19 protein-coding genes are annotated in these 25,634 nt (G+C 34.0%); 6 read left to right on the top strand and 13 right to left on the bottom strand.

The features are described 5' to 3' along the window. The first annotated feature begins 42 nt into the window (after positions 1–42). Positions 43–1,068, top strand: a complete 1,026-nt coding sequence (locus O6P34_RS12815) for a threonine aldolase family protein (RefSeq protein ID WP_269684905.1) — start codon at positions 43–45, stop codon at positions 1,066–1,068. 67 nt (positions 1,069–1,135) lie between these two features. Here the strand turns inward: O6P34_RS12815 and O6P34_RS12810 are convergent, their stop codons facing one another. Continuing rightward, positions 1,136–1,456 (bottom strand): YbaB/EbfC family nucleoid-associated protein, encoded by a 321-nt coding sequence (locus O6P34_RS12810; RefSeq protein ID WP_269684904.1) that lies wholly within the window; start codon positions 1,454–1,456, stop codon positions 1,136–1,138. A 69-nt stretch (positions 1,457–1,525) separates the two neighbouring features. On the opposite strand from O6P34_RS12810, the gene O6P34_RS12805 reads away from it, so the two are divergent. Together O6P34_RS12805 and capA are read left to right on the top strand one after the other, a co-directional pair. Continuing rightward, a complete protein-coding gene (locus tag O6P34_RS12805) occupies positions 1,526–3,661 on the top strand; it encodes a S9 family peptidase (protein ID WP_432419575.1) in 2,136 nt (711 codons plus the stop codon). Between the two features lie 72 nt (positions 3,662–3,733). Continuing rightward, positions 3,734–4,774 carry a cysteate synthase gene (capA, locus tag O6P34_RS12800; RefSeq protein ID WP_269684903.1) on the top strand — a complete coding sequence of 347 codons (1,041 nt, stop codon included), beginning with the start codon at positions 3,734–3,736 and terminating at the stop codon, positions 4,772–4,774. Between the two features lie 181 nt (positions 4,775–4,955). Here the strand turns inward: capA and O6P34_RS12795 are convergent, their stop codons facing one another. The 12 genes from O6P34_RS12795 to O6P34_RS12740 all read right to left on the bottom strand — a co-directional run bounded on the left by O6P34_RS12795 (position 4,956) and on the right by O6P34_RS12740 (position 16,179). Continuing rightward, positions 4,956–5,666, bottom strand: a complete 711-nt coding sequence (locus O6P34_RS12795) for a YebC/PmpR family DNA-binding transcriptional regulator (RefSeq protein WP_269684902.1) — start codon at positions 5,664–5,666, stop codon at positions 4,956–4,958. 158 nt (positions 5,667–5,824) lie between these two features. Continuing rightward, positions 5,825–7,867 carry a carboxy terminal-processing peptidase gene (locus O6P34_RS12790; protein ID WP_269684901.1) on the bottom strand — a complete coding sequence of 681 codons (2,043 nt, stop codon included), beginning with the start codon at positions 7,865–7,867 and terminating at the stop codon, positions 5,825–5,827. 1 nt (position 7,868) lies between these two features. Next, a complete protein-coding gene (gene gcvT, locus O6P34_RS12785; protein ID WP_269684900.1) occupies positions 7,869–8,951 on the bottom strand; it encodes a glycine cleavage system aminomethyltransferase GcvT in 1,083 nt (360 codons plus the stop codon). A gap of 285 nt (positions 8,952–9,236) precedes the next feature. Then, positions 9,237–9,815: a hypothetical protein gene (locus tag O6P34_RS12780; RefSeq protein ID WP_269684899.1), complete on the bottom strand. Its 579-nt coding sequence runs from the start codon at positions 9,813–9,815 to the stop codon at positions 9,237–9,239. A gap of 797 nt (positions 9,816–10,612) precedes the next feature. Then, positions 10,613–11,185: a hypothetical protein gene (locus O6P34_RS12775; RefSeq protein ID WP_269684898.1), complete on the bottom strand. Its 573-nt coding sequence runs from the start codon at positions 11,183–11,185 to the stop codon at positions 10,613–10,615. Between the two features lie 316 nt (positions 11,186–11,501). Beyond that, complete coding sequence (gene trxA / locus O6P34_RS12770) at positions 11,502–11,801, bottom strand: thioredoxin (RefSeq protein ID WP_269684897.1); 300 nt, start codon at positions 11,799–11,801, stop codon at positions 11,502–11,504. Then, positions 11,794–12,000, bottom strand: coding sequence for a hypothetical protein (locus O6P34_RS12765; protein ID WP_269684896.1), 207 nt, complete (start codon positions 11,998–12,000; stop codon positions 11,794–11,796). The genes trxA and O6P34_RS12765 overlap by 8 nt, the downstream gene beginning before the upstream one ends. A gap of 11 nt (positions 12,001–12,011) precedes the next feature. Further along, on the bottom strand, positions 12,012–12,854 hold the full coding sequence (locus tag O6P34_RS12760) for a methyltransferase domain-containing protein (RefSeq protein WP_269684895.1): 843 nt from the start codon (positions 12,852–12,854) through the stop codon (positions 12,012–12,014). A gap of 35 nt (positions 12,855–12,889) precedes the next feature. After that, positions 12,890–13,105 (bottom strand): YgaP family membrane protein, encoded by a 216-nt coding sequence (locus tag O6P34_RS12755; protein ID WP_269684894.1) that lies wholly within the window; start codon positions 13,103–13,105, stop codon positions 12,890–12,892. A gap of 39 nt (positions 13,106–13,144) precedes the next feature. Then, positions 13,145–14,560: an MBL fold metallo-hydrolase gene (locus O6P34_RS12750; RefSeq protein WP_269684893.1), complete on the bottom strand. Its 1,416-nt coding sequence runs from the start codon at positions 14,558–14,560 to the stop codon at positions 13,145–13,147. An 84-nt stretch (positions 14,561–14,644) separates the two neighbouring features. Beyond that, a complete protein-coding gene (locus O6P34_RS12745; protein ID WP_269684892.1) occupies positions 14,645–15,433 on the bottom strand; it encodes a sulfite exporter TauE/SafE family protein in 789 nt (262 codons plus the stop codon). Between the two features lie 119 nt (positions 15,434–15,552). Further along, complete coding sequence (locus tag O6P34_RS12740) at positions 15,553–16,179, bottom strand: Crp/Fnr family transcriptional regulator (protein WP_269684891.1); 627 nt, start codon at positions 16,177–16,179, stop codon at positions 15,553–15,555. Positions 16,180–16,473: 294 nt separating this feature from the next. Between O6P34_RS12740 and O6P34_RS12735 the strand changes: the two genes are divergently transcribed. The 3 genes from O6P34_RS12735 to O6P34_RS12725 all read left to right on the top strand — a co-directional run bounded on the left by O6P34_RS12735 (position 16,474) and on the right by O6P34_RS12725 (position 25,624). After that, complete coding sequence (locus O6P34_RS12735) at positions 16,474–16,791, top strand: rhodanese-like domain-containing protein (protein ID WP_269684890.1); 318 nt, start codon at positions 16,474–16,476, stop codon at positions 16,789–16,791. 51 nt (positions 16,792–16,842) lie between these two features. Next, positions 16,843–18,423, top strand: coding sequence for an NADP-dependent glyceraldehyde-3-phosphate dehydrogenase (locus O6P34_RS12730; protein WP_269684889.1), 1,581 nt, complete (start codon positions 16,843–16,845; stop codon positions 18,421–18,423). Between the two features lie 253 nt (positions 18,424–18,676). Further along, positions 18,677–25,624 carry a PKD domain-containing protein gene (locus O6P34_RS12725; RefSeq protein ID WP_269684888.1) on the top strand — a complete coding sequence of 2,316 codons (6,948 nt, stop codon included), beginning with the start codon at positions 18,677–18,679 and terminating at the stop codon, positions 25,622–25,624. Positions 25,625–25,634: the final 10 nt, after the last annotated feature.

Genomic DNA, 25,634 nt, shown 5'->3' with positions numbered 1-25,634 from the left:
GAGACAATTCGAATTTTCTGTATTGAAAATAAAATAAATATAATGGAAATAAATTTAGTTAGTGATACCGTTACCAAGCCAACACCAGAAATGTTGCAATATATGTTTAATGCTGTTGTAGGTGACGATGTTTATAAGCAAGATCCAACAGTTATTGAATTAGAATCTAAAGTTGCAGCACTTTTTGGCATGGAAGCCGGTCTTTTTTTTCCGTCTGGAACTATGGCTAATCAAACCGCTATAAAATTACACACGCAGCCTGGCGAACAATTGATAGCTGATAAGTATGCACATGTATATAATTATGAAGGCGGAGGAGTTTCTTTTAACAGCGGTGTTTCCTGCTGCTTGCTAAACGGACATCGCGGAATGATAACTGCAGCGCAAGTTGCCGGAGCTATAAATGATCCTGAATTTTATCACAGTCCTTTAACGAGTTTAGTTTGTGTTGAAAATACGACTAATAAAGGTGGTGGTGCTTGTTACGAATTAGAAGATTTACAAAAAATAAGACAAGTATGCGATGCTAATAATTTAAAATTTCATCTTGATGGTGCCCGAATTTGGAATGCATTAATAGCCAAAAATCAAGATCCAAAAGCCTTTGGAAAATTATTTGATACCATTTCTGTTTGTTTGTCAAAAGGACTTGGAGCACCAATAGGTTCTGTTTTATTAGCAGATAAAAAAACGATTCACAGAGCGTTGCGAATCCGAAAAATATTGGGTGGTGGTATGCGTCAGGTAGGCTATTTGGCAGCAGCCGGAATTTATGCTTTAAACCATAATGTAGAGCGACTTGCGGATGATCATCGAAGAGCAAAAGAACTTGCCGAAGTCTTAAAGAACGCCATTTGGGTTGCGGCTGTAGAACCTGTAGAAACTAATATTTTGATATTCTCTGTGGTTCCCAGTATTAGTGAAGTAGTTTTAATTGAAAAATTAAAACAAAAAAACATTTCAATCAGCGCTATGGGATTTGGAAAATTACGAATCGTTACACATCTGGATTACAGGGAAGTAATGCACACGTATGTGTTGGAAACCTTAGAAAAATTGGTTTTTTAGCGTAAAAATAGGTAAGGTTTAAAGTGATGTGCAATGCCAAAACTTTAAACCTTACATTTTAAACTTTTTATTTAAACAGATTATCCATTCCCGGAATCATCGGCATATCCATTTTGGCTACAGCATCTAGTTCTGCTTGATTTACATTTGTAGCTTTTTCGATGGCTTTGTTTAAAACCAAAATTAAATAATCTTCCAGTTGTTCTTTGTCCTCTAATAAAGAATCGTCAATGGCAATTGATGTAATTTTTCGGTTCGCCGTTAGCGTCACTTTTAATAAACCATCATTGCTTTGTTCGTCGATTAGTACTGTGTCTAATCTCTTTTTAGTATCTTCAATTTTTTGTTGGGTTTCTCTAAGTTTTCCCATCATTCCCATTAAATCCATTTTTTTAACTTTTTTAAATTAATTTGTTACGAAATTAGTATCTTGCGAGCTCACTTTCAACAAAAAATAATGAAAAACAGATTCATCTTACCCGGTCTTTGTGTTATTTTTGTAACTTCATTTACTAATACAAAAGCACAAACAATGTCAACAGACTTATTGGCTCCGAAAGCAAAAGTAATACCAAAATCGCTCGAAAAACACAAAGATATCAGAATTGATAATTATTTTTGGATGAATGAGAGAGAAAATCCGGAAGTGATTGATTATTTGAATCAGGAAAATGCCTATTACAATTCGATGACTGCCCATACGAAAGACTTTCAGAAAGATTTATTCGAGGAAATGAAAGGCAGGATTAAAGAGGATGATCAATCCGTTCCTTACCTATATAACGGATATTATTACATCACTCGTTTTGAGATAGGACAGGATTATCCTATTTATTCCAGAAAAAAAGGCAGCCTTTCGGCAAATGAAGAAATTTTGTTCAATTGTAATGATTTGGCCAAAGGACATTCCTTTTTTCAGTTAGGCGGTTTAAGTGTCAGTCCGGATAATAAGTTTGCCACATTTGGAGTTGATACCGTTGGAAGACGTATTTATACCATACAAATAAAGAATCTTGAAACGGGAGAAATCCTTTCGGATAAAATAGAAAATGTTACCGGAGGATCGGTTTGGGCGAATGATAACAAAACGATTTTTTATACCAGACAGGATAAGGTGACTTTGCGTGCCGATAAAATTTTTAGACACAAACTGGGAACAAATTCAGCTGATGATGTTTTAGTTTTTGATGAAAAAGACGATACATTCAACGTTTCGGTGAGTAAAGAAAAATCAAAAAAATATATTGTAATTGGGTCCGGAAGTACTTTGACTACCGAATATCGCATCCTGAATTCAGACAACCCTGATGGAGAGTTTACGGTTTTTCAACCTAGAGTTCGCGGATTAGAATACAGTATTTCGCATTTTGGAGATTCTTTTTACGTGCTTACCAATAAAGATAAAGCGACCAATTTTAAATTAATGAAAACACCTGAAAATGCGACTTCAAAAGAAAATTGGAAAGACTTAATTCCACATAGAAAAGAGGTCTTAATCGAAGATATTGAAATTTTCAGAAATTATTTAGTTGTAGAAGAACGTTCTAACGGATTGAATCATATTCGAATTATGCCTTGGAGTGGAGCAGGGGAATATTATTTGCCTTTTGGAAGTGAAACTTACAATGCTTATACGACTACCAATGTAGATTTTGATACCGATGTTTTGCGTTACAGCTATCAATCCTTGGCAACACCATCTTCAGTTATTGATTTTAATATGACCACCAAAGAAAAAGAAATCAAGAAAGAACAGCAGGTACTTGGTGGTAAATTTGACAAAAGTAATTACATCGAAGAGCGTATTTGGGCTACAGCAACAGATGGTACCAAAGTGCCAATTTCTATGGTATATCGCAAAGAATTGAAAAAAGACGGAAAGAATCCGTTATTGCTTTATGCATACGGATCCTACGGAATTACGATGGATACTTATTTTTCATCGACACGGTTATCAATATTAGACCGAGGTTTTATTTTTGCTATTGCTCATATTCGTGGAGGAGAAGATTTAGGCAGACAATGGTATGAGGATGGTAAATTATTAAAAAAGAAAAATACGTTTACTGATTTTATCGATTGTTCCAAACATGTGATTAAAGAAAAATATACTTCTCCAGAGCATTTATATGCTGAAGGAGGTTCTGCCGGAGGATTATTGATGGGAGCGGTAGTTAATATGGCTCCGGAATTATACAATGGAGTGATTGCTCAAGTTCCTTTTGTAGATGTTATAACAACAATGCTTGATGACAGTATCCCGCTTACAACAGGCGAATACGACGAATGGGGTAATCCAAATGTTAAAAAATACTATGATTACATGTTGTCATATTCACCTTACGATAATGTTACAGCACAAAAATATCCAAACATGTATGTTTCTACAGGACTGCATGATTCTCAGGTACAGTATTGGGAACCAGCTAAATGGGTGGCGAAATTGAGAACTAAAAAAACGGGAGATACTGTCTTATTCCTGAATACAAATATGGATGCAGGTCATGGAGGTGCTTCCGGACGATTTGAAGCGCTTAAGGAATTAGCAAAAGAGTATAGTTTTTTATTAGATTTAGAGAAAATTAAAAACTAATTAGATTTTTTTTGTTAAATTTGCACTCTATCGAGGTAAGGTTAAAATTTTTCTCGATTAACTATTTTTTTTATGAAAGAAGAAATAAATGCTTATAATAATATTTTAGAATTAATAGGTAACACTCCACTTATTAAACTAAATAAAGTCACCGAAGAGTTAGAAGGTAATTTCTACGCAAAGGTAGAAGCTTTTAATCCAGGACATTCTTCAAAAGATAGAATAGCATTATACATAATCGAAGAGGCTGAAAAAAAGGGAATATTAACTCCTGGTGATACTATTATAGAAACCACTTCCGGTAATACTGGTTTTAGTTTAGCTATGGTAAGTATTATCAAAGGATATAGTTGTATTCTTGCCGTGAGTTCAAAATCATCTAAAGATAAAATAGATATGCTTCGCAGTTTGGGAGCAAAAGTTTATGTGTGTCCTGCACACGTTTCTGCTGATGATGAGCGTTCGTATTACAGTGTTGCTAAACGATTGCACGAAGAAACCAAAGGCTCAGTTTACATCAATCAGTATTTTAACCAATTGAATGTTGATGCGCATTATTTGACGACAGGTCCAGAAATTTGGAAACAAACTAACGGTAAACTGACCCATCTTATTGCTTGTAGCGGAACTGGAGGAACTATTTCAGGTACTGCAAAATATTTAAAAGAGCAAAATCCAAATATTAGAATTTTAGGAGTTGATGCTTTTGGTTCGGTGTTAAAGAAATACCATGAAACTAAAGAGTTTGACAATGCTGAAATTTATCCGTATCGAATAGAAGGTTTGGGTAAAAACTTGATTCCTACAGCAACCGATTTTGAAATCATTGATAAGTTCATGAAAGTGACCGATGAGGAAAGTGCACATTCTACAAGAGAATTAGCCAAAAGAGAAGGTTTGTTTGTTGGATATACTTCCGGAGCGGTGCTTCAAGCTATTAAACAATATGCTGAAGAAGGTGAATTTGACGAAAACAGTAATGTAATTGCCATTTTTCCTGATCACGGTTCCCGATACATGAGTAAAGTATTTAGTGATGACTGGATGAATGAACAAGGTTTCTTTGACAGTATTAATGAAGAAGAAGCTCAAAAAATAGAATTTATAAAATAGAGTATTCTATATTTAGACATAAAAAAACTCCATCAGCTATAAAGTTGATGGAGTTTTTAGTTTTTATTCCTGAGCTATTTAAAGCTTAAAATTTAGTATTGGTCTATTTTATTATAACAGAATTTTAAATAAAAAAAAACTCCAAATTTCTTTGGAGTTTAAAATTGTAATCTGATATTTATTATTCTTCCATCGTGTGATATACGTTCATCACATCATCATCTTCTTCGATTTTTTCTATTAATTTTTCAACGTCAGCAGCTTCGGCTTCGGTAAGTTTCTTTGTGATTTGAGGAATTCTTTCAAAACCAGAAGACAATATTTCGATACTTCTGTGTTCTAATTCTTTTTGGATGGTTCCAAAACTTCCGAAAGGCGCATAGATTAAAATACCATCTTCATCTTCAAAAACTTCTTCGGCACCAAAATCAATTAATTCTAATTCTAATTCTTCCGGGTCGATTCCGTTTGCAGGAATTCTAAAGTTACAAGTATGGTCGAACATAAATTCAACTGAACCTTGTGTGCCCATAGTTCCGTTGCATTTGTTAAAATAACTACGAATATTTGCCACAGTTCTGTTGTTGTTATCGGTAGCTGTTTCAACAAGAATAGCAATTCCGTGTGGAGCATATCCTTCAAATAAAACTTCTTTATAATTGGCAGTGTCCTTATCGGTTGCTTTTTTTATGGCACGTTCTACATTTTCTTTTGGCATATTTACTGCCTTAGAGTTTTGAATAACAGCTCTTAATCTTGAATTGGCATCAGGATTTGGACCGCCTTCTTTTACAGCCATAACAATATCTTTACCAATTCTGGTAAAGGCTTTGGCCATTGCTGACCAACGTTTCATTTTTCTTCCTTTTCTGAACTCAAACGCTCTTCCCATTTCTATTTCTTATTTTGTACTGCAAAAATACAGTTATTCCTTATTTTACCAAATATTTTTAGTGTTCAATTGGGGCATGTTTCGAAATAAAATCCTCCCGGTTGTTTTTCTAATACGTAATTGTATTTGTTGGTTCTGAATTGAATTTAGTATTGCCTTTATTTATTCACAGTAGTGTAATCCTTCAATATTGCAACAGCTTCTTCTAAGTAAGGATTTTTCTTTAAGTTTTTTATTCGGTAGGTATTTATATCTTGTAGAAAAGTATCGAATTGAATCTTTTGGATATCCTCTGAATTATTCAAAATGGTACAACCGGACTCACTTTCGGCAATCTTTTTTACTTTTTCCCAAAGGGCGTCAATTTCATGAAAATCGCTAAATACATCTTTGAAAGTCAATCGGATTGGTTTTTTCAGATGGAGATACAAGGCGTTTATTTCAGTATTAGTGATGTTAATTTCATTAAAAAGTTCCGATTTTTTTACTCTCAAATTACTTAATGCCACTATTTTTTCAAAATTAGGGTTCGTTAACGGATTAAATTTAGCTTTAGTGCTAATAGTGTCTTGTTGTAGTGCGGTTTTGAAGCTTACTTCGCGAGTCGTAATGCTGTCAAATAAAACGGGAAGCGAAATATCAGGGATGATTCCTTTTATTTGGTTGCTTTCGCCGGTTACTCTGTAGAATTTTTCAACTGTTAGTTTTACAAAATCCTGCTGTTTTTTTTCATCTAAAGGTATGATAGTTTGCATAGAAGCTTTTCCTAATGACTTGCTTCCAATGATGATTGCTCTATTATAATCCTGCATGGTGGCACTATAAAACTCACTTGCCGATGCGGAGTTTCCGTTGATTAAGACTATAATCGGACCGTTGTATGCGCTGCCACGATTTACATCCTTTATAATATCTTGCTTTTTTTTACTGTTTACTAAAACGGATATTGGACCGGAATCTATAAACATTCCAGCTAATTTTATGGCTTCTTCCATAGAGCCGCCGCCGTTATTTTGTAAATCAATCACTAAGCCTTTGATGTTATCTTTTTGAAGTTTTACAATTTCTTTTGCTACATCATCGGCACAACCTTGAACGGTTGAACCATCAAAATCGGAGTAAAAGCTAGGAATATTGATGTATCCAATTCTGGTTTCCTTTTCGACAATATAACTAAAAACGGAATTTGCATTTGTTTTCATTACTTCTTTTTTGAGAAGTACGGCTTGAATATTTCCGTTTTTTTTCTGAATTGTCAGTTCAATTTCTGCATTGGAATCGGAATAAATCAATTCGCCAATTTTTTCTATTGAGGCACAAGAAACTAAATATTCTTCTCCTTTTTTATTGGAAACTTTCAGAATTACATCTTCTTTTTCGAACTTCTCTGATTTGGCAGCCGGACCACCGGGAACAATTTCGTCTACAATTATTTCTTCTTTTTCATTGAAAGTAATATTCAATCCTAAAGAAAGGTTACTGGTGGATAAACCAGACATAAAACTTGATTTTGCATCTGGAGAAAAATAATTGGTATGTGGATCAAAATAGGTACAAAAAATATTCAGGAAGCTGTTTTTAAGATCTTCTTCGATTCCCTTTTTGCTACTCAAAAGACTGCTTACTTTACATAAATTGGTATCAAATACTTTTGTTTTGGTGTTTTTTTCGAGTTTTTCAAAATGGATATTCAGTGAATCTAAATTGGTACTCAATTTTGAAATTTCTTCAAGAATATCATAGCGGAGTCTTTTTTTCCAAACTCTTTCAAGGTCTTTTTCTGCTAAATCAAATGGAAAGTTTTTCTTTGAAAATTTAACGGTGTCATTTGTATTATAATCAAAAGCCTCTTTTTGTATTTTATCAAGTATTTTTTTCTTTCTTTTTAAAGCCAATTGGTAAGCGGAAACAAAATCGTTCATAAAAGAACAATTTTTTTGTACAATATAATTATCTAATTGTAGTCGATGTTGCGCTAATTTTTGATACTCTATTTGGGTAAATAAATTTCTGTTAGCATCTAATTGGTCCATGAAGGTATCAAAAACATAAACCGATAAACTGTCGTCTACCGGTTTTGGACTGTAATGTTCTTGTTGAATTAAGATATTAATTTTTGAAAGTATTTCGCAAGTTTTGTCTCCATTTTGACTAAATAAAGAGAATGAAATCAAGAATAGGGACAGCGAAAATAGTTTCATTTTATTTTTTATAAAAAGGCAATTTTACCACCTTGGCAGGAACATCATTTTTACGAATTCTGATAAAAATTTCACTATCCAAAGTACTATTTACGGTTGTTACATACCCTAGACCAATTCCTTTATTCATAGAAGGTGACATCGTTCCCGAAGTTACGATTCCGATTGCAGTTCCAGTTGCATCAACGATTTCGTAGTCGTGTCTTGGTACGGCGCGCTCCTGCATTTCGAAAGCAACAAGTTTTTTAGTAACACCTGCTTCTTTTTGTTTTTTTAAGTTTTCAGAATTGGTGAATTCTTTCGTGAATTTGGTAATCCAGCCTAATCCGGCCTCTAATGGAGAAGTTGTATCGTTGATATCATTTCCGTACAGACAAAATCCCATTTCTAAACGTAAAGTATCACGGGCAGCAAGACCAATTGGTTTGATTCCGTATGCAGCTCCGGCTTCAAAAACTTTGTTCCAAATGGTTTCAACTTCTGAGTTTTTACAATAAATTTCGAATCCTCCAGAGCCTGTATATCCGGTTGCTGAAATAATAACATGTTCAATTCCTGCAAAATCACCCACTTCAAAATGATAATATGCGATAGCTGATAAATCTAAAGAGGATAACGATTGCATTGCTTCAACAGCTTTAGGTCCTTGAATGGCTAATAAAGAATAGTCGTCTGAAAGGTTTTTCATCTCCACTCCTAAATCATTATGTGCTGAAATCCAATTCCAATCCTTTTCAATATTTGAAGCATTTACGACCAATAAATATTGCTCGTCTTTCATTTTATACACAATCAAATCATCAACAATTCCGCCTTCATTATTAGGTAAGCAAGAATATTGCGCTCTTCCTATGGTTAATGTTGCAGCATCATTTGAAGTTACTTTTTGTATTAAAGCTAATGCATTTGGACCTGTCAGTAAAAATTCACCCATATGAGAAACATCAAAAACTCCAATTCCGTTTCTTACGGTTTCGTGTTCAGCATTTACACCTTCATATAAAATAGGCATATTGTATCCGGCAAAAGGAAGCATTTTCGCTCCCAAACTCTCATGAATGTGCGTTAGTGCAGTATTTTTCATTGTATTTTAAGTAAAATTTTTATGGTGCTAATTTATTGCTTTTTTATGGAGTAGCAAAGGTATAATCAGATAGATTCTTAAGGTATAATTTATGCTGAAGAAATAGTTTTAGCAGTACTTTTGGAAGAGTAAAAATTATTTTTTGTGGAAACAAGTTTTCAATAAATCAGAACTTCATCTTGAAACTATATGTAGGTAGTAGTTGCAAGATGAAGTTCCTATTTTATTTTTTAATTTATAATAGTAGTTTTAGAATCATAAGCTGACAATAAAGTTGTTGTTTTTTTAATGATCAATTTTATAAATTAATTTGAGGTAATTGCTGCCCACGATAGGTACATCATTTATTGAGGTTCTGCCGCTCCAATTATTATTGTCGTATTTACCATAAATATCAACTCTTGGTAAGGCATTAAACAAGTATTCAACAGCAAAAGAATCCGATAGGTGCGCTCGTAAAGATAAATTTCCTGCTACTGATAAATGCGAACTGGCTTGGTCATATGATAATCCGTCGCCCCATGTTCCCCATCTGTTTATAATGGTAGGTTCAATAGATGGTATGAAGACTACTTTTATATCTTTATTACCAATGTGACTGTATAGTGGGAAGTGATATCCTAAGCCGATAGTGTTTTTGCTAAATTGAACCATTCCAAAGCGTTCGTAGCCTATATTTATTTCAAAATTGCGAGCAACCATTCCGAATTGAAGAAAATAATCTAAACCGCTTTTATATTCTGTAGGTTTACTGCCAACAGCTAAATTCAGCACATCTACTGCTCCAGAAAAATAGATATAATGTTCAGTGCCTTTTTGGGCAAAAGTAAGTGATGTTACGAGTATTAATATTAACTTTTTCATGATTTTGGGGGCTTGAATGTGTTATTTTTAGATTCATTAGCATATTGTATTGTTTTTCTTTTTACGATTTTTATTTAAGTAGGATTAAAGGAGTCGTAATTGTTTGGTTTTTTATTTTTCTTTTATTTCATATTTAAAGTTGATTAGTATTGATCTTATTTTACGGGGCTTTTGTTTAATTGTAATTTTCTTTTAACAGAATTCATGTTTTATTTTTTTGTTTATAATTTGGAATGTATGTTTTGTTTGGAATAATGAGTTTTGATTTTTACTAAACAGAACTTAATTGATTGTTGATTTTGTCTTAATTGAAGGTTTTAATTTTGCTGTTTTTTTTGTCAGTAAAAAGTGTTAATTCAATAGAATAATCTTTATTGTTTAGTAAAGATAAAATAAAATACTATACAGAAGTCTGATAATAGTCATATGTTAAAAAAAAATATTTTATGTGCTTATTTTAGATATAAAAAGTATTATTTATTTTTTTTTACGATTAAATCATAAAATTAATTTTTTTGAAGTTGATTTTATTTTATTTTTTTAATACTGATGAAGTTGATTTAGTCTATATTCTACTATTAAAACCTATGATTTTTTTGCGGTTTATCTGCTTGTTTTTTTAGGGTAATTTGATTTATTTATGTGCGAATTAAATATCGAATCGTAGGTCAAAACTGGTCACTTTTGTACAATGAAAATTCGTTTGCCAAATGGCAATTAACTACAAAAACTAAAAATTAAGGGTAGTTTATTCTTTATATTTCATTATTATGCAATCGGAGATTGATTACAATTTATTAGATTTTATAGAGCAATTTAAAATAATTGCTACTCACAAGAGGGACCCCATTTATGCTAGCTATTCCCTCACTGTTTTTATTGTAATACTGGGCATAGATATCAACTCGGGGTAATATATTATACATATATTCTATTGCTACATGATTTGACAAATGCCATCTTAGCGATAAATTTCCGCCAATAGATAAGTGAGAACTGGCTAGATCGTATGATATTGCATTACCTCGAGTTCCCCACCGATCAATTAGAGTAGGTTCTATAGATGGGATTATTACGGTTTTAATTTTTCCGTTACCAATGTAAGCGTTTACTGGAAAATGATATCCTACACCAGTTGTAAATTTTCTGAATTGAATAGCTTTGAAGCATTCGTATCCAACATTTACTTCCAGATTTTTACCCACCATTCCAAATTGAAAGTAATAATCTAATTCATTTTTACTATTAGCTGAATCACTTCCTGCGATTAGATTTTTTATATCGATTGCCCCAGAGAAATAGACATAATGTTCTTTGTTGTTTTGAGCGAATATACAAGTTGTGAAAAGAAGGAATAGTAGTTTTTTCATGATTTTAAATCCACATGGTATATTTTCTCGAAAATTTTTAATTACTGTGAATTATTTAAATCAAAAGAGTGTTTATACAAAACAAAATTAACAAACTACTTTAAATGGCTAAGGAAGATATCATTAGTTTAAAATTATTGATTGTAAATTTAAAATCAGGTTTGATATTTTTTAATCATTCCATTTATTTTTCAAATCAATCTATAACTTTTAGAACAAAAAAATTGCATAATAGCATCTTTCTAAAAAGATGTTCTATTATGCAATTTGAGATAAAAAGAGTTTGATTCTATAGATTGGATAAAAAAAGTATGTATTAATTACTTTTTTCAACTATAATTTTTATCAATTCCTCTTTGGATATCACACCGGATTGACGCCACAATTGTTTCCCGTTTTGAAATAATATCATTGTGGGAACCCCGCGAACTTGATATTGTGAAGCGACAGTTTGGTTTTTATCAACATCAATTTTTAGGATAGAAACCCGATTTCCTAAACTATCTTTTACCTGTTTCAAAATAGGACTCAGCATTTGGCAAGGACCGCACCATGTTGCGAAAAAATCAACTAAAACAGGAGTGTCCGATTTTATAATTTGATTAAAACTATTCATCTTTTTTATGTTTTTTGTTAGGAACTGTACAGCCATTAGGGCCGCAACCTAAATTAAAAATAACTTGAACCATAAAAAATAAACCAAAAGCAAGGAACATCCATTCTCGTAAAATAAAGGCTTGTGTGAACAAAAAAACGGCAAATGCTAAACGAACCCATCGCATAAGATGCCAATTTGTAAATAGTAACTCTTTCATTTTTACTCCTATTAATTAGTGACTGTTGCTTTTTTTATTTTATATTTTTCATCATAAGAAACCGCAAATTGCAGTGCTGTTAAATCAATTTCTTCTGTACTAACGATAAGCACTTTGGAAAAATCAGTACTGATACTCACATTCATCACGCCATTTATTTGCGCTAATTTATCAGACACATTTTCCATACAGCCACTACAGGTAATACCTTCGAATGTATAAAGGTTTACAGCGACATCAGGATTTTTTTTGAATTCAATGACTACTTCAGAGTTGGCTCTCGGTGGAATTGAATTTTCACATAATTCCATTTTTACAATTGTAAAAGCTTTTTGGAACAAAGCGATATATTCTTCTTTGCTTCCGCCAAAAGGAGGATTTACTTCAAATTGTTTCTGAAATAATACGCCAGCTATTTTTCCGGAGTCGGCCAGGAGTTGGTGCATTTTCCAAACATATTTTTGACGCATCCTTGGAGGTAAAGCACAGAAAAAAGTCTGTTCTATAATCAAATCGTAAACGCCTTGATGTGTAAAGAAATCACACAAGATGATTTTTATATTGGTATTACCGGCAAATTTTTCGGTAAGGTTTTGAACCAATGTTGGTGCAATATCTAAAACAGTAATGTTTGTAAAACCGCTTTCAATAAGGTATTCCGCTTCATAGGAATTCCCACAGCCCGGAATTAAAATCCGACAGTTTTTATCTTTTAAATTATCAATAATAGTTTTGATTGGGGGAGCTATTTTTCCCAAATCCCAACCTGTTACATTTGCTTTATACTGTGCGTCCCAATATTCTTGGTCTAAGTTTCTTTCGCATTGAACCACACAGCATTTTTCATTTCCCATAATAATCTATTCTATAATTATCAATATGGTTTTGACTATTTGTGTTTGACTTGTTTTTTTCGTGTATTTATTCCAAAAGGTAAATACAAAGGACAAAAATTAACTACACTCGTCAGCACTAAAACAATGGATAATGCTACTAAAACCAATCCTAATGTGCCGCTAATCGTATCAGTATAATATAATATTCCAACCAAAATTGCTAAGATAAGACGAATAATTTGGTCTGTTGAGCCTACATTTTTTTTCATGGTGTGTGGTATTTTTGATTAGTAATTAATTTTAATGTTTTATTTTAATATTTTGCTTTGACAAATAAAATTGGTTTTAGGAACGTTGGTTTTGGCAATAGCATTAAAACCACCTTCAATTTCCGTGAAATTTCTAAAACCGCGCGCTTGAAGAATTGATGCAGCAATCATACTGCGATATCCACCAGCACAATGCAGGTAAAAATGAGTGTCAGGATTTATATCCTTAATCCATTCGTTAATAGATGCTAAAGGTTTGTTATACGCTTCTTCTACGTGTTCTGCCGAGTATTCAGTTTCTTTTCGAATATCAATTATTTTGCTTTCACCAATTTTTACTTCTTTGGCAAATTGTTCCGAAGTGATTCGGTTAACGGTATCAATTTCTTGCCCTGTTTTTTGCCAAGCTTCAAAACCACCTTGTAGATGACCAATTAAATTATCAAAACCAACGCGACTCAAACGAGTTACGGTTTCTTCTTCTCGTCCTATTTCGGTAACTAAAATTATAGGCTGACTTACATCGGCAATTAAAGCGCCTACCCAAGGGGCAAAATCACCATCTATCCCAATATTTATAGACTGCGGAATGAATCCTTTGCTAAAGTCTTTATTGTTTCGGGTATCCAGAATTAAGGCACCGGTTTCATCTGCAACACTTTCAAATTCTATGGCGTGTATTGCTCTCATACCATTGTTTAATACCGTTTCAAAACTTTGGGAGCCTTTTTTATTCATGGCTACATTCATTCCAAAATAGGCTGGAGGCGGCAATAAACCTTCAGTAACTTCGGTGATAAATTCGGCTTCGGTCATGTTGGCTCTCAAAGCATAATTAGTTGCTTTTTGATTGCCAATTGTAGAAATGGTTTCTTTACTCATATTTTTACCACAAGCGCTTCCGGCACCGTGAGCGGGATAAACAATAACATCATCTTCCAGCCTCATTATTTTAGTTCTGAGCGAATGATATAATGTTGCAGCCAATTGTTCCTGAGTCATTGAAGCCGCTTTTTGGGCTAAATCAGGTCTTCCGACATCACCAATAAATAAGGTGTCTCCAGAGAAAATAGCATGATTTTTTCCGCTTTCATCAATCAATAAATAAGTGCTGCTTTCCATAGTGTGACCAGGAGTGTGCAAAACTTTAATTTTGATATTTCCCACTTCAAATATTTGATTATCTGTGGCAACAATTGCTTCAAATTCTGGTTTAGCAGTTGGTCCATAGACAATTTTAGCATCTGTTTCTTTGCTCAAATCAACATGTCCCGATACAAAATCAGCATGAAAATGAGTTTCGAAAATGTATTTTAGTTTTACATCATCTCGAATTAACCGGTCTAAATACGGTTGTACTTCACGAAGAGGGTCAATAATGGCCGCCTCACCATTTGAAGTGATGTAGTACGCACCTTGAGCTAAACAACCGGTATAAATTTGTTCTATTTGCATGATTTGGAAATTTCATTTAGTGGTACAAAGATAATTCTGTTTTTTTTGATAAATAGTGACTTTAGTTACTTAACCTTCTTTTAACTAACTGAAGAAAATTTCTTTGGTAATAATGTATATTCCCATGATTAGAATAAACCAGCCAAATAGTGGTTTGAGTTTATTTCCGTCAATCTTTTTTGAAAGTTGAATTCCTATAATCATACCCAAAAAAGCAATTGCTGTGATGCTTAATAAAAAAGGATAATCGATGGGTGTTCCAATGTATAAATCTCCACCAAAACCAATGCTGGAATTGATAAAAATGATTAATAATGACGTTCCAACAGCTTGTTTCATGGGTAAATTAGCAAAAAACAACAATGCCGGAATGATTAAAAATCCACCACCAGCTCCTAAAAAACCAGTTACAATTCCCACTATAAATCCTATTATTCCGAGTTGGGTATAATTTGTTTTTGAAGATTTTATTTTAGTATTGGTTTTTTTTATCATAGAAATGGCCGCCGTCATCATAAGAACAGAGAAAATGATCATGATCATGAAGCTTTTCGAAACCTGAAAGGAAGCAATAGAGAAAAGAGTAGCTGCAATTTTTGGAAAAATAACTTCTCGGATAATCAAAATAGAAAAAACGGACGGAATAGCAAAGTAAAGTGCTGATTTAATTTTAAGGTTTCCCATTTTATAATGGCCATAACAGCCAAATAAAGCGGTAATTCCCACAATAAATAAAGAATAACTTGTGGCTAATTCAGGATCTATTTTGAATAAATAAACCAAAATAGGGATGGTCAAAATAGAACCTCCGCCTCCAATTAAGCCTAAAGAGAGTCCTATAATTATCGAAGCAAAATATCCTAAATATTCCATACTATTAAAAAATTATTTGCAAAGATTGTTTGTAAAATTTTAAAAGACGGTAACATTTATCACATTGAAGGCTTTTTTAGGATAATTCAATAGTAGAGTTCCGTTTATTGAGAATGTTTTTATTGTATGAGTTCGATATGATTGCGGTGTAATTTTACCAAGTTGCGTTGTTCCATTTTTTTTAATAAACGAGAAATAACCTCTCTTGATGTATTCAAATCAGAAGCAATTTCCTGATGGGATAGTTTTAAATCACCACATCCACAAGAGGCTGCATGACGTTTTAAATAAAATTCTAAACGTTCATCCATTGCTCTAAATGCAATACTGTCAATGACTTCTAATACTTCTTCAAATCGGCTGCGATAGGTATGAATCACAAATTCATACCAGCTGCGGTGTTTCATCATCCATTTATCCATTAAGGACAAAGGGACTAATATCAATTCAACATCTTCAACTACTTTTGCCATAACTTGGCTTTTTTCATTTTTGGTGGCGCATACCATAGATATGGCACATGCTTGACCCGGTTGTAAATAATACATAAAAAATTCTCCGCCTTCTTCATCTTCCCGATAGACTTTTATTTTGCCTTTTGTAACCAAAATAGTATTCTTAATATACTGACCGGTTCGCATAATTATAGTGCCTGCTTCAAAGGATTGTACAGCATCATTGGCTTCAATATCAAGGATTAATTCGTTTGAAAAAGAGGGAAATATTTTTTTGATAGTATTGTACATTTTAAGATTATTTTTTAGAGTTCTTTTTGAATAAAACTGATGTAAAAGTACTCTAAAAAATTAAGAGGAGAATTGGTTTTTTTAATGAAAAAATTAGCATAAAACTTGAATTAAAAGAAGTATATTGCTGATAGTTGTGGTTTTAGTGAATTATTATTGTGATTTATTTATCAAATTCGTAATATATCCTTTTTTACAATTATGCGAAAACGTTTTCTTTGAAATATAATCTAATTAACAAAATCACCGTTTATTGTTCCGTAAAAACATTGTATTTTTACAAAAAAATAAACTATGAATTTATCACAAGAAGATTGGATTTCTCAATTCGAGGCTGATGAAAATGCAGTTATACTTGATGTGAGAACAGAGGCTGAATACAATGATGGAATAATACTTAATGCCATAAATATTGATATTCATAAAGGTCAGGAATTTATCACTGAGTTAGAAGCATTAGATAAGAGCAAAAATTATTATGTGTATTGCCGCTCGGGAGCAAGAAGTGCAAAAGCATGTGAAATCATGAATGAGTTGGGTTTTGAAACCGCTTATAATTTACTTGGAGGGATTTTAGATTGGGATGGAGAAGTAGTCGCACCTGAAGACTAGATAAATCAATACCTCTTTATCTATTACATTTAATAAATACAATAATTTACAATGAATACAATACCTCAAGAATTTCAAATTACCGACTTACTTACTCAAGATACGTATTTAGTTAATGGAGAACTAAAAAAATGGACCGGACAAACGACTCCTGTTTTTTCAACTATTTCTTCTTCTGCTAATTATGAGCCTACATTATTAGGTTCTATTCCGTTCATGGGCGAAGCAGAAGCTATGGAAGCTGTTGCTGCCGCAGATGCTGCTTACAATAATGGTCAAGGTTTATGGCCTACTATGAAAGTAGTGGATCGCATTAAATGTATGGAAAACTTTGTAAGCCAAATGAAAACCACCCGTGCCGAAGTTGTAAAACTTTTGATGTGGGAAATTGGAAAATCATTGGGAGATTCTGAAAAAGAATTTGACAGAACAGTTGAATATATTTACGATACTATCGAAAGTTTAAAAGAATTAAATGCTCGTAGTGCGCACTTTTCTAAAGTACAAGGAATAAACGCCATGGTTCGTAGAGGACCGCTGGGAGTTGTATTGTGTCTTGGACCATACAATTATCCGTTAAACGAAACATTTTCATTGCTTATTCCGGCATTAATTATGGGAAATCCTGTAATTTTCAAACCGGCTAAACATGGTGTTTTATTAATTTCTCCTTTATTAGAAGCCTTTAGAAGCAGTTTTCCAAAAGGAGTTATCAATATTTTATACGGTAGAGGTCGTGAAGTAGCTTCTCCGGTTATGAAATCTGGAAAAGTTGATATTTTGGCTTTAATCGGAAACAGTAAATCAGCAATTGCTTTACAGGATCAACATCCAAATAAAAACAGATTGCGTTTAATTCTTGGATTAGAAGCAAAAAACCCAGCGATAATTTTACCGGATGCCGATTTAGATTTGGCTATCCAAGAATGTATTGCAGGTTCATTATCTTTTAATGGACAGCGTTGTACTGCATTGAAAATTTTGTATGTTCATGAATCGATTGCCGAAGAATTTAACAAACGATTTGCTGCCAAAGTTGATGCATTGGTTTATGGAAATCCTTGGGAAAAAGGAGTAATGCTTACACCACTTCCCGAAAAAGAAAAACCGGCTTATATTCAGGAATTAATTGATGATGCTACTGCAAAAGGAGCAAAAGTGATTAATGCAAAAGGAGGTCAACATACCGAAAATTCTATTTTTCCAGCAGTTTTATTTCCGATAAGCAAAGAAATGCGCGTGTATCACGAAGAGCAATTTGGTCCGGTTGTGCCTATTTTAACTTTCAAAGATATTCAAGAACCTTTGAATGATATGGCTGAATCAAATTACGGACAACAAGTGAGTTTGTTTGGTAAAGATATCAAAACCATTGCACCGCTAATTGATACTTTAGTAAACTTAGTTTGCAGAGTAAACTTAAACAGTTCTTGTCAGAGAGGACCAGACGTTTTCCCGTTCACCGGTAGAAAAGATTCTGCGGTAGGAACATTGAGTATTCATGATGCCTTGCGTTCATTCTCTATAAGAACTTTTGTAGCTTCGAAAGATAATGATTATAATAATGAAATTTTGCAAGCATTATTAAACAGCAAAGAATCAAACTTCATTAATACCGATTATATTTTGTAATTGAAGTTAATGTATAAATAGTAACCGCCTCATTTTTAGTAATGAGGCGGTTTTTTTTGTAGACTAATCACAATAAGTATACTATTCTATTCTTTATTTTTAATTTATAGGTTTTATTTTTTTAATTAGAAGTAAAATGTAACAGTCTGTCGCTGAATAGTTGAGCTATGATTATCCAATGCTATATATTTGTATGGTTTGTTTTTTTAATATAAAAAAGACTAAAAATATAAAGCCAATTATTTAGATAATTATGAAAAAACTACATAAGCTTATTTTTATTTTAATAATTTCAGTTAATACCTTAATTGCAAATAATAATTATGGTTCTTTAGCGGTAGCTAAAATAAAATCTGGTGCTTACGTATTGCCTACGGCTACCATAACGGCCAGTGATCCTGCTGTTTGTATTAACGGAACAAAACCTGTTATAACTTTTACAGGAATTGGAGGTACAGCCCCCTATACGTTTATTTATACCATTAATAATGGTGCTGATTTAACTATTACAACAACTTCTGGTGATAGCAAAACGCTGGATGTTCCAACAACATCTGTTGGAAGTTTCATCTACACCTTAGTAAGTGTTAAAGATAGTACAGGCGCTACTCAGTCCCAAACAAGTTTTACCACTGTAACTGTTGCTCCTTTGCCTGTTATCGATTTTACATTTAATAATGACAATACATGCTCTGGGACTTTGGTTCAATTTACGTCAACTATTTCGACAGGTACAGCACCATATACTTATTTATGGGATTTTGGAGATGGTACAACATCTACTTTAGAAAATCCAACTCATGCTTTTAATTCTAAGGGTTGCGCAATAGGAACTTTTACTGTAAAGTTAAAAGTAACTGATGCTATTGGATGTACTTCTTCGGTAGTAACTAAAAATGTATTAGTAAAACAAAAACCGGATATCAGTTTTAAAGATAATAACAGTTCATTCAATCCGTTTAGTAACTGTCAAAATGCGACAGTCTCCAATCCTAATTATGTTGTATCAGTGGGAAACACTTCGGTTTCCACTTCTTGTATTGCTTCCTATTCTATAGATTGGGGGGATGGTACATCAACGCCTAATTTTACTACTTTTCCTCAAACGCATACGTACATGCAGTTGGGGGCTTTTAATATGATTGTTACAGCATTAGGAACTAACGGATGCAGTAATTCTAAGACTTATGTTATTAAAAATGTTACCAATCCTTCCGGAGGACTTGTAAGTCCCGGAAGTACAATTAATTTATGTGCTCCAACTATAAATATTGATTTTGGGATTTCGGCTTGGGGAAACAATTCAATTGGGACCGTTTATGATATTGATTATGGCGATAATTCCCCTATAGTGCATCTTACTCAAAGTCAGTTAGAGAGTTCTGCACAATTTAATGCATCTAATCCTTCGGCATCAGGGAATTATTTGATACCGCATTTGTATACCACAACAAGTTGTCCAAGTAATGAATTTATTGTTAAACTAACCGTAACTAATGCTTGTGGAGTTACCACAGCAACAGTTTCTAATATTACTATATACATTAAACCTGTTGCTGATTTTGCTGTACCTGCGAATGTATGTTCTAATACCAGTGTTTTATTTACTAATACAACAATTTCAGGTTTTAATCAAACCTGTACTCAGGATTCTATATATACTTGGAACTTTGGCGATGGATCACCAGAGCAACAATCCATTCAAAATATAAATCATACGTACACCACACCTGGGAATTACCAAGTCACTTTGACAGCAGAGGGGTATTGTGGCAAGGCAACTAAAACAATGCAAATTTGTGTAGAAGCTCCATTAGTTCCTGTGTTTACCTTGAATACAACTGCCGGTTGCGGCCCATTATCAGTTAGTACAACTAATACAACTGTTACTACAAATTCTTGTGCTCCTCCTACGTATTTATGGACCGTTACTTATGCTGCCGCAAATTGTGGGACAGCGCCATCGTACACCTATTCAAGTGGTTCCAGTACCTCTGCAAGTCCTGTTTTTAGGTTTGTAAATTCAGGAATCTATTCAATTTCATTGACTGTAACAAATTCCTGTGGCTCTGTCACTTCTGCAATTCAAACCGTAACAGTTAAGCAACCTCCAACAGCAATCATAAATCTAATTGCTGATTTTTGTGGGCCAACAACAATTACCCCAACAGCTGTGGTCAATGCTTGTGCCCCTTTATCGAGTACGTTGACTTACGCTTGGAGTTTCCCAGGAGGAATTCCTGCTTCATCAACATTAGCAAATCCGGGTGTAATTAGTTACAGTACATCTGGAAATTATATGGTTTCATTGATTGTAACTAACGAATGTGGAAATTCTATTTTAGCAACAGAAGCTTTTGCTATAAATGATGTTCCTGTTTTGACAAATACGCCTTTGACACAAACAATTTGTTCCGGTACTTCTTCTACTTTGGTAAACTTAACTTCCACTCCTGCAGGAGCAACTTATAGTTGGACTGCTACAGCTTCTCCGGGAATTACGGGCTATGTTAGTTCAGGAACTAGTACAATTCCGGTTCAGACTTTAGTTAATTCCGGTATAACTTCAGGGACAGTAACCTATGCAATAACACCAAAAATAGGTACTTGTAATGGTGTAACTACTAATTATATAATTACGGTAATTCCTGCACCAAAAATAACTTCTCAACCCGTTTCGAGTTCAGTTTGTAAAGACGGAATTCTAACTCCGCTTAGTTTTGTTTTGAGTGGGGTAACTGGAACACCTACTTATCAATGGTATTCTAATACTACTAATTCAAATGTTGGAGGAACTTTAATACCTGGAGAAACAAATGTTACTTATACTCCGTCAACAGCTACTGTTGGTACATTTTATTATTATTGTATTATTTCATTACCTTCTGGCGGATGCTCTAGTATTAAAACTAATGTTGCTGTCATAGCAATTAGTCCTTTGGTTACAATTAGTGCAGAACCAACACCAACTCAAAGCATATGTGTGGGAGCAACAATTGCAAGCCCATTAACGGTAAGTTATTCGGGAGGAACAGGAACGGCAACTTATCAATGGTATTCGAATGTTATTAATTCAAATATTGGAGGAATTTTAATTTCCGGTGCTACTAGTTCAAGTTATACACCACCGGTTTTTGTAGCAGCAGGAACTACTTATTTCTATGTAGAAGTAACTTTATCAGGAAACGGATGTGGTCCAATAACAAGTAATCCAGCTGAAGTTATTGTATTTTCAGATCCAACAATAAGTACTCAACCAATCGTTTCTCAGACATTGTGTCAAGGTTCAACTCCTCAGGATTTACAAGTTACCGCAATAGGAGGGACAGGGGCATTTTTATATCAATGGTATTCAAATACAATAAATTCTAACAGTGGTGGGACTTTAATTTCAGGTGCAACAAATGCTTTTTATACACCGCCAACGACGGTTGTAGGTACCGTATATTATTATTGTAAAATAAGTCAAAGTAGTGCAGGTTGCGAAGTAATTAGCGCTCCTGCAGCAGTTATAGTTATTGCCGCACCAACAATTGTAAACCAACCCGTTTCAAGTACTGCTTGTCAAAATGGAACGCCAACAACGTTATCTGTTACCTATACAAATGGCGTTGGAACACCAACCTATCAATGGTATTCAAATACTTCAAATTTAAATAGTGGTGGAACTTTAATTTCTGGTGCAACGAGTGCTACTTATTCACCACCAGCTTTGATTGTTGGAACACTTTATTATTATTGTGTTATCACATTGCCATCAGGTGGTTGTTCTAGTATCAGTTCGAATACTGCCACTGTTAGCGTTACGTCAGGAGCAATTATTACTAGTAATCCAACACCAACTCAAAGTTTATGTGTAGGAGCAACTATTGCAAGTCCATTAACAGTAAGTTATTCAGGAGGAACGGGAACTGCTGCTTATCAATGGTATTCAAATACTGCAAATTCAAATATTGGTGGAACTTTAATTTCGGGTGCAACTAGTTCAAGTTATACGCCACCGGTTTTTACTACAACAGGAACTACTTATTTCTATGCAGTAGTAACTTTATCAGGAAGCGGATGCGGTCCAATAACAAGTAATCCAGCCGAAGTTATTGTAGTTGCAGATCCATCAATAAGTACTCAACCAATCCCTTCTCAGATATTGTGTCATGGAGCCACTGCTCAAGACTTACAAGTTATTGCAGCAGGAGGAATCGGAACATTTTCATATCAATGGTATTCAAATGTTGCAAATTCAAATACTGGAGGAGCTTTAATTTCGGGAGCAACAAACGCAATCTATACACCATCAACTTCAAGTGTAGGAACACTATATTATTACTGTATTATTTCTCAAACTGGTTTTGGTTGCAGTGTGACGACTAATACAGCGGCAGTAATAGTAAATTTGGCACCAACATTCTCCTTACAACCCATCTCGAGCACCGTTTGTTTGGGAGAAATACCAACACTTTTAAAAGTAACTTCGATTAATGGAGTAGGAACGCAACAGTATCAATGGTATTCTAATACTGTGAATTCCTTAATAGGAAGTCAGCTTATTCCAGGTGCATCAGCTGATAACTATAATCCTCCGACAACTGCAGTTGGAACTGTATATTATTATTGTGTAATTACTTTTTCAACCGGTGGATGTTCGATTTTAACCTCTACTATTGCTGCAGTTCAGGTCAATCAAAATCCTGTAATTGCAAATAAAACAGCTGTAATTTGCAGTAGTGCAACTTTTACTATTTCACCTGATTCTTCAAGCGGTGATATTGTGCCTGTTGGAACTACTTATAGTTGGTCGGCGCCTACAATTATTCCTTCAAATGCTGTTACGGGAAGTCATACAGGAACTGGGCAAAATGAAATTAGTCAAACGCTAATTAATACGACTACTAGTCCGGCAACAGTTACATATACCGTTATTCCAACTTCAGGGTCATGTGCAGGAGCTAGTTTTACAGTTACAGTTACGGTAAATCCGGCTGTAAATTCTAATAGTATTGTTACTAATAGTACTTGTTTTGGTAGTAATACAGGTTCAATACAAACCAATTTAACTGGTGGAATTCCTTTTAGTTCGGGAGCACCTTATTTAATTTCTTGGACAGGACCCAACAGTTTCACCTCTAATGCAGCAGTTATCACTAACCTGAAACCAGGAGATTATACGCTTTCAATTACAGAGAATGGAGGTTGTCCTTTTGAAAAAACATACACAATCACAGAACCAGATGCCATTGCTTTAACTACTGACTTTGAAAATGATAGCACTTGTTTTGGAAGTGACAATGGTGCAATAGCAATTTCAATAACAGGGGGAACTTTGAATTATAAATATGCTTGGACTTTGAATGGTACTCCATTTGCAAATACCCAAAATATTTCTAATTTAAGTCCGGGAGAATATATAGTTTCTGTTTCGGATGCCAATAATTGTGGTCCGGTAACGGCTACTTATACGATTACTGAACCACCCTTTTTACAGGTAAACTTAGTTAGTCAAACCAATGTTTTGTGTTTTGGAACCGCAACCGGAGCCATAACTATTAATGTGGCAGGAGGAACGCCAACTCAAATTTCTCCGGGTATTTTCGATTATAATTATGCTTGGACTGGGCCTAATAATTTTACAAGTTCCAATAAAAATTTAAATACTATTTCAGCGGGTACCTACAATTTGATTGTGACCGATAATTCCGGTTGTACCAAAAATCTATCTGTGATTGTGACTCAATCTCCCGAAATTTTGATGACAGCGACTACCACTGCTATCAATTGTTACGGCGATAATAATGCATCAATTGATGTTGCTGTTTCAGGTGGAGTTGCGCCTTATAATGTGCTTTGGAATACGTTAGCTACAGGGACTTTTCAGGATAATCTTTCGGCGGGAGATTATGTAATTACAGTTACGGATGCTACTAATTGTCAACAAACATTAAATGTAAATATACCAGAAGTGCCTATTTTTACAACAAAACCGGTAGTTAAAAATATTTCTTGTTTTGGTGCAAAAGATGGAAGTATTACCTTGAATTTAGTTGGGGGAATTGCTCCGGTATCTTTAGTTTGGAGTGACGGAAGTACAGCTGGTTTAACTCGAAATAATCTTGGCCCCGGGACATACACAGTAACTATCAGCGATGGAAAACCTTGTGAAATAAAGAAAACCTTTGTTATACTTGAGCCGCAAGCATTAGTTTTAACGGCTAATGTTTCCAATGCATTCGATTGTGATAATGCGAACAGCGGAGCCATAAATCTTATGGTATCCGGAGGTTCAGTACCATATACTTTTGCGTGGTCCAATGGCGCTACAACGGAAGATTTAACGAATATTCCAGCAGGCAATTATTTAATTACGGTTACAGATGCAAATGGTTGTACAAAACAGGAGCAATATAGCATTAACAGACAACAGCCTATAACAATTGGTATCGGCACAAAAACATTGGTTGATTGTGACACCAGAGCGGTGGAACAAAATTTTATTGCCCAAGTTTCAGGTGGTTTTCCTCCTTATTCATTAGTATGGTCCAGCGGAATAGTTAGCGGAACTATGAATGAAATAATGACTACTGATCAAAGTGGAACTATAGTTTTAAATGTTACCGATGCTTTAGGTTGTATGGCAAATTATTCTTTCAATGTTGAGGTACCAGTATTCGGAAATCCTTCTTTTAGTACAAACTCCTATTCTTATTCTACCTACGGAATTTATTCGATTGTTGATCCGATTCAATTTACAAATACGGCAACGGGAGGCTACAGTGCTATCTCTTGGAATTTTGGTGACGGTAGTGTTTCTACCGAAGAAAATCCAATTCATTCCTATGTAAATGAAGGCAGTTATGTAGTGACTCAAACCGTTACTTATCCTTTAGGGTGCGTGTATACTTACGTTGTTACGTTGTTGATTGATAAAGGATATAAATTAATGATTCCAAATGGTTTTACTCCAAATTTAGACGGTATTAATGAAAATTTTAAACCGGTTTTTAAAGGGTTAAAAACAATACAAATGGATGTATATGACACTTGGGGCGAATTGATATTTACCGAAAATGGAGAAACCCTTCGTGGTTGGGACGGCAAAATAAAAGGAAAAGATTCTGAAAACGGAAATTACTATTACAAAGTAAAAGCGACTACTTTCTATGGGACAATTCTAAACGAAAATGGACCTTTTACATTAATAAAATAAGCACTATAAA

This window comes from Flavobacterium lacustre, from assembly GCF_027474525.2.
Taxonomy (GTDB): domain Bacteria; phylum Bacteroidota; class Bacteroidia; order Flavobacteriales; family Flavobacteriaceae; genus Flavobacterium; species Flavobacterium lacustre.
This window is presented reverse-complemented; position numbering and strand designations above follow the sequence as displayed.

What these genes read in the sequence shown, in the direction of transcription:
- O6P34_RS12740 (WP_269684891.1), bottom strand. Translation starts at nt 16,179, where the DNA reads ATGTACAATACTATCAAAAAAATATTTCCCTCTTTTTCAAACGAATTA.
- O6P34_RS12725 (WP_269684888.1), top strand. Translation starts at nt 18,677, where the DNA reads ATGAAAAAACTACATAAGCTTATTTTTATTTTAATAATTTCAGTTAAT.
- O6P34_RS12750 (WP_269684893.1), bottom strand. Translation starts at nt 14,560, where the DNA reads ATGCAAATAGAACAAATTTATACCGGTTGTTTAGCTCAAGGTGCGTAC.
- O6P34_RS12745 (WP_269684892.1), bottom strand. Translation starts at nt 15,433, where the DNA reads ATGGAATATTTAGGATATTTTGCTTCGATAATTATAGGACTCTCTTTA.
- O6P34_RS12780 (WP_269684899.1), bottom strand. Translation starts at nt 9,815, where the DNA reads ATGAAAAAGTTAATATTAATACTCGTAACATCACTTACTTTTGCCCAA.
- O6P34_RS12765 (WP_269684896.1), bottom strand. Translation starts at nt 12,000, where the DNA reads ATGAAAGAGTTACTATTTACAAATTGGCATCTTATGCGATGGGTTCGT.
- O6P34_RS12815 (WP_269684905.1), top strand. Translation starts at nt 43, where the DNA reads ATGGAAATAAATTTAGTTAGTGATACCGTTACCAAGCCAACACCAGAA.
- O6P34_RS12760 (WP_269684895.1), bottom strand. Translation starts at nt 12,854, where the DNA reads ATGGGAAATGAAAAATGCTGTGTGGTTCAATGCGAAAGAAACTTAGAC.
- trxA (WP_269684897.1), bottom strand. Translation starts at nt 11,801, where the DNA reads ATGAATAGTTTTAATCAAATTATAAAATCGGACACTCCTGTTTTAGTT.
- capA (WP_269684903.1), top strand. Translation starts at nt 3,734, where the DNA reads ATGAAAGAAGAAATAAATGCTTATAATAATATTTTAGAATTAATAGGT.
- O6P34_RS12810 (WP_269684904.1), bottom strand. Translation starts at nt 1,456, where the DNA reads ATGGATTTAATGGGAATGATGGGAAAACTTAGAGAAACCCAACAAAAA.
- O6P34_RS12755 (WP_269684894.1), bottom strand. Translation starts at nt 13,105, where the DNA reads ATGAAAAAAAATGTAGGCTCAACAGACCAAATTATTCGTCTTATCTTA.
- O6P34_RS12730 (WP_269684889.1), top strand. Translation starts at nt 16,843, where the DNA reads ATGAATACAATACCTCAAGAATTTCAAATTACCGACTTACTTACTCAA.
- O6P34_RS12735 (WP_269684890.1), top strand. Translation starts at nt 16,474, where the DNA reads ATGAATTTATCACAAGAAGATTGGATTTCTCAATTCGAGGCTGATGAA.
- O6P34_RS12775 (WP_269684898.1), bottom strand. Translation starts at nt 11,185, where the DNA reads ATGAAAAAACTACTATTCCTTCTTTTCACAACTTGTATATTCGCTCAA.
- O6P34_RS12805 (WP_432419575.1), top strand. Translation starts at nt 1,526, where the DNA reads ATGAAAAACAGATTCATCTTACCCGGTCTTTGTGTTATTTTTGTAACT.
- gcvT (WP_269684900.1), bottom strand. Translation starts at nt 8,951, where the DNA reads ATGAAAAATACTGCACTAACGCACATTCATGAGAGTTTGGGAGCGAAA.
- O6P34_RS12790 (WP_269684901.1), bottom strand. Translation starts at nt 7,867, where the DNA reads ATGAAACTATTTTCGCTGTCCCTATTCTTGATTTCATTCTCTTTATTT.
- O6P34_RS12795 (WP_269684902.1), bottom strand. Translation starts at nt 5,666, where the DNA reads ATGGGAAGAGCGTTTGAGTTCAGAAAAGGAAGAAAAATGAAACGTTGG.